Raw genomic sequence first — 4,434 nt, 5'->3', positions numbered from 1 at the left:
TTACCTGCTCAAGTTTTAGATGCTCAAATTGAGCCACTTCATATGGAATTTAAATACCCAAAAATCCATTTAATATATAATCACTAGTACTTATATAGGTATCCAACAAGTATCCAGTGAAACTACTTTAAATTAATGGATACTAATCTAAGCAAAAGCGGTAATAATTGCTAATGCTTGCTTTCACAGAAAAATGGAAACCATTGCTTAAGTAAACCATACCCGATATCCGTGTAGCAAACTAAAATTATTTTTTATTGAAAATAATAAGATAAATTAGCACATATTAAACATGTATACTTATGTAAAAGTAGATTTCTATCATTAGAAATAAATTGTTATATTTTATTGGAGCTAAATTTATGTGCGAAAAATTTTATGAGTATGATCGATGTGTAACCATCTTTCATTACGATAAATGGTATAAATTTTTTATAGCTAAAGAAGATAATTACTATCAACCAAAAGGAATTGGACTTCCTGCAAACTCAACCGATATAGAATTACCAAACCAAGAATTACCAAAAGGACAAATATACGTTTTTGAAAATGGTGAATGGATTGTAAAAGAGGATACATTCCCTAGAGTTAAATTAATTGAAGATAATTATATTTACAGTGAGGAATGTTTAACAAAACAATTTCAAATAGAATCATATAGCTGCCTTGAGATGCCAAAATACGAAGCAATAGAAAGATTCACTAACCCAGAATTACAATCTTTAATGATTGTTAATAAGTATTTATTAATTCAACACGAGTTTATGAATATTTTAAAATTTCATGAAAAAAATATCAAAAATTTACAAAATCTAAAGCAATTCCTACCAGAAGAAAATCCAGTTATTATTTATAGATTAAAAACAGAAGGACTTATACTTTCAATTAGAAAATTATTTGATGAACTGGTTCAATTGACATATGTTACTTGTTATAAAAATAGTTTCGACACAAATAACACAATTGAAGTAGATTGTATAGGAGACCTATTTATAACTAAAAAGGATAGTATTTATCCGCTTTGTAAACAGATTCTCATTGGTGATGGTATTGATTATGATAAAGATAATACTGAGTTTTTAAAAACAATTAATAAGCTTTTTAATTCAATTAAACATAGCGCTCTTCATTATGAGGCAATGTTATTATATTCAGATATTCCTAATGTTGTTTCATTTTATAAAGATAGAAATAAATTTTCGTCAAATGATGTTCTATTTTTTAATCACTCTTTATTTCAAATAATGTTTGGATTTCAAAATAATTTTAAAAGAATTATTAAAAATCAAAAAAAGTACTTACTAAGTATAAAATAATTTCATGTGTAAAAATTTACAATATATAGTAATAAATTATCAAAATTTACTACTATATGTAGTAAATCCGAATATTTATTGATTAAAAAATAAGCAAACGAATCAATGGGTGAAAAATATTTTTTAATAGCATTTTTTCACTGGCTAATTCATTACAAAATTAAGGCGATTATACAAATCCGATCTTAAACTGAATTACTTGAAATTTAATTTATTTAAAAATCATAAAGTTAAAAATAATGTTTATTAAAATCAGATCGTAAATCAAATGACAGCATTTTTACGGCGTTACTAAAGTTAAGTAATACATAGAACCAAAATTGTATTTAAAGGGCTTAGAGCGCTCATTTTGCGCCTTATTTTTGATATTTATTATTTACTGTGCTTTATTTTTCAAAATACTAGTTAAATTGATTACCTAGTTATTTATACAGGTAGTTAATTGAAAAGCTATTAATGAGGAGTATCTAAGTTGATAGTTTTAAGGGGAGTTGGTTCACGGTCGCCAAACTTAGAAGCCAGATCCCCTAGTACGAAGAAATTAAACATGATACGGATAAAAATGTAACAAATTGTTTAACAACTTCAGTTATATATTGTCTTATCTACCAAAAGTAGTCAATGCCAATATTAACTAACTGTTCATTTGTTAATCAATCTCTGTTAGCTCCTTTCATCCTCTATCATTGTTTAATTCTTTTTAATTAGTAATTTAAAAAGAGATTTTTACATGGAAAAAATTTTAAATAACAAAGATAGTCTTATCCCGTTAAAAGATTTTATTGCCTTAATTGGTTATAAAAGCACATCCTCATATTATCAAATGCTCAAGAATGACAAAACCGCACCTAAACCAATAAAATTATTGGGTCGAAAAGTTTTTTTATCTAGTCAAGAAGTTAATAGCTGGATTGAATCAAAAAAAGCGGCAAGGGGGTAATTTATGCAAATTGGAAACCCTCTATATCGCGAAATAATAAAGGGCTTGCATTGGAATCTTGACGCTTCCAATAATAGCCAATCTCGCTATCAGTGTCTACCCAAAAAGCCGAGAGCTTACCTATTAATTGCGTGTACTGGTGACAATGGTATTACCGAAAATGAAATATTGCGCACCTGTAGGCTTTCTAGTGGTAGAAATTACTGTTCAGAACTCGAAAGAAAGTTAGGCATCACATTAAAGCGCATGGATGAACCTAATACCGACGGAATAGGCTCACACTATCGCTATTACCTAGCCAATAAGGAAGATGCTCAAAAGGTGGTTAATCTGATTCTTAGTTATGAAAATAGCTTATTAACTGAATCAGATATCAGCCAAATTTTAGCACTTTACCCAAGCAAAGCAGCTTAATTAATTGATTTTATAGCAAAGCTCATTTTTGAGCCGACGGTATCCCTTTGCCTAAATTTAGCTAAAAGAGGGATTTTTCGACACGTTAGGAGTAATACTTATGACAGATTTTAATAATTTAGTACCAGTAACCGAAACACAATTAAACGGTAAATTACAGCAAACAGTTAGCGCAAAGGCTTTACATAATTACTTAAAAGTAGGAAATGATTTTTCAACATGGATAAAGGGAAGAATAAAAGAATATGGGCTTATTAAAAATGATGATTTTTTAATCTTTGATTCATCAGAATTCAGGAATCAAAGTACAAATAATGAACAACAAATAAAATGGACAACTAAGCGAGGTGGAGATCGTAAAAGTACAGATTACATCCTTACAATCGGAACCGCTAAAGAATTAGCAATGATTGAAAATAACGAGAAAGGACGAGCAATAAGAAAGTACTTTATACGTTGTGAAGAACACCTTAAAGAAATCGCGCCAACAATCCAAAAGAAAGCACTTAATCGATTAAAAGCACGTTTAGAAGTCGCAGATTATAGCCGTCCTATGTGTGACGCATTAACTATACAACGATTATCCCTAGGCAAGGAGACCAAGCCACATCACTATACTAATGAATTTGATATGATTAATCGTATTGTACTTGGCATGACAGCAAAGGCTTACCGAAAAGCTCATAATCTCACGGGTGATATTCGCGACCATATCACTGAAGAACAGCTTAATCACTTAGCTTACCTTGAGAAATCCAATATCACGTTAATAGATATGGGTTGGAATTATGAAAAACGAAAAGCAGAACTCATCAAGTTATCACAAAGCTACATGATTCGGTTATTGGGTAAGGTGGCTTAATTATGATGACTATACACTCATTTAACGCCTTAGCTATAGGACAGTATACCCAAGCCCCAAATAATCGCTTAAATTGCTATTTTAACGGAATTAACGCCATCCAAAAGGTGAAATCATTCTTCTTGGTTGGCAATAATTCTAGTTTCCAGTCAAAAAAGCCTATTTCAGTGGAAACAAGTGTAAAAGTACGCACTAAGTACGCAGTGAAAACCGTTTTTTTAATGCGTACTAATCATTGCATGGGGTGTTTTTTAAAAAGTAGGTTTCTTGAGTCCATAAAAAGGAGAATGGGAAAACAAAAACCACCAATCAGTGGCATTAAGTTAAAAGATTATTTCTTATCTAGTTTAGCTAGTTTTTCGCGACAAGTAGCAATAACCCAAGCGGAAAAGTTAGTATTTTCTTTCTTGGATTGCTCGTCTATTCGCTCTATTAATTCATGGGGGAAGCGGATTGCTTTTCTATCCGATTTATTATTTTTGTTACCTGTAGCCATTTTTATACCTAAAAGATGCTTATTAGTGTGCAGACACTATACACGATCACTAAATAATAAAAAAGGCTTGACGTGTGCCTACACCATAAAATATAGTGAGCACACACCTGATAAGTTTATTAGGTTAAAAACAGCAATGCCCCGAAGTGCTGTAACACTATCGAGGCATCTAACCACAATAACATTAAATGAGGTAATGATTATGGCTAACCGCTATGATAGCGCACACCTATGCGCAAGACAATCCAAACTATTTAAATTCTATGACCTATCAATGGCTCAAGTAGTCCAAATAACGGCAACAACCGAACGCCAAGCACGCAAGAGCTTAGGCAAATCATCCCTTATCTTTATTGCCAGAATTCGCTTATATCCAGTTATTGAAAGAGCCAGAAGCTTTGGAGGT

Annotated in this window: 6 protein-coding genes; 5 read left to right on the top strand and 1 reads right to left on the bottom strand. The window is 31.1% G+C overall.

The window, feature by feature from the left end; genetic code table 11:
- Positions 1-362: 362 nt before the first annotated feature.
- From ACGH80_RS11520 to ACGH80_RS11505, 4 genes are all read left to right on the top strand, one after another.
- On the top strand, positions 363-1,316 hold the full coding sequence (locus ACGH80_RS11520) for a hypothetical protein (RefSeq protein WP_297223935.1): 954 nt from the start codon (positions 363-365) through the stop codon (positions 1,314-1,316).
- A 730-nt stretch (positions 1,317-2,046) separates the two neighbouring features.
- Complete coding sequence (locus tag ACGH80_RS11515; protein ID WP_065627088.1) at positions 2,047-2,256, top strand: helix-turn-helix transcriptional regulator; 210 nt, start codon at positions 2,047-2,049, stop codon at positions 2,254-2,256.
- A 3-nt stretch (positions 2,257-2,259) separates the two neighbouring features.
- Positions 2,260-2,670, top strand: coding sequence for a hypothetical protein (locus tag ACGH80_RS11510; protein ID WP_297223936.1), 411 nt, complete (start codon positions 2,260-2,262; stop codon positions 2,668-2,670).
- 100 nt (positions 2,671-2,770) lie between these two features.
- Positions 2,771-3,532, top strand: coding sequence for an antA/AntB antirepressor family protein (locus ACGH80_RS11505; RefSeq protein ID WP_174798953.1), 762 nt, complete (start codon positions 2,771-2,773; stop codon positions 3,530-3,532).
- Between the two features lie 331 nt (positions 3,533-3,863).
- Here the strand turns inward: ACGH80_RS11505 and ACGH80_RS11500 are convergent, their stop codons facing one another.
- Positions 3,864-4,028, bottom strand: coding sequence for a YlcI/YnfO family protein (locus tag ACGH80_RS11500; protein ID WP_141673729.1), 165 nt, complete (start codon positions 4,026-4,028; stop codon positions 3,864-3,866).
- A gap of 202 nt (positions 4,029-4,230) precedes the next feature.
- On the opposite strand from ACGH80_RS11500, the gene ACGH80_RS11495 reads away from it, so the two are divergent.
- A partial coding sequence (locus tag ACGH80_RS11495; protein WP_411631193.1) for a host cell division inhibitor Icd-like protein occupies positions 4,231-4,434 on the top strand: 204 nt, incomplete at its 3' end.

This window comes from Gilliamella sp. BG1 (assembly GCF_046635625.1).
GTDB classification, from domain to species: domain Bacteria; phylum Pseudomonadota; class Gammaproteobacteria; order Enterobacterales; family Orbaceae; genus Gilliamella; species Gilliamella bombi.
This window is presented reverse-complemented; position numbering and strand designations above follow the sequence as displayed.

Excerpts from the sequence above, each read along its gene's own strand:
- ACGH80_RS11520 (WP_297223935.1), top strand. The coding sequence starts at position 363 with ATGTGCGAAAAATTTTATGAGTATGATCGATGTGTAACCATCTTTCAT.
- ACGH80_RS11515 (WP_065627088.1), top strand. The coding sequence starts at position 2,047 with ATGGAAAAAATTTTAAATAACAAAGATAGTCTTATCCCGTTAAAAGAT.
- ACGH80_RS11510 (WP_297223936.1), top strand. The coding sequence starts at position 2,260 with ATGCAAATTGGAAACCCTCTATATCGCGAAATAATAAAGGGCTTGCAT.
- ACGH80_RS11505 (WP_174798953.1), top strand. The coding sequence starts at position 2,771 with ATGACAGATTTTAATAATTTAGTACCAGTAACCGAAACACAATTAAAC.
- ACGH80_RS11500 (WP_141673729.1), bottom strand. The coding sequence starts at position 4,028 with ATGGCTACAGGTAACAAAAATAATAAATCGGATAGAAAAGCAATCCGC.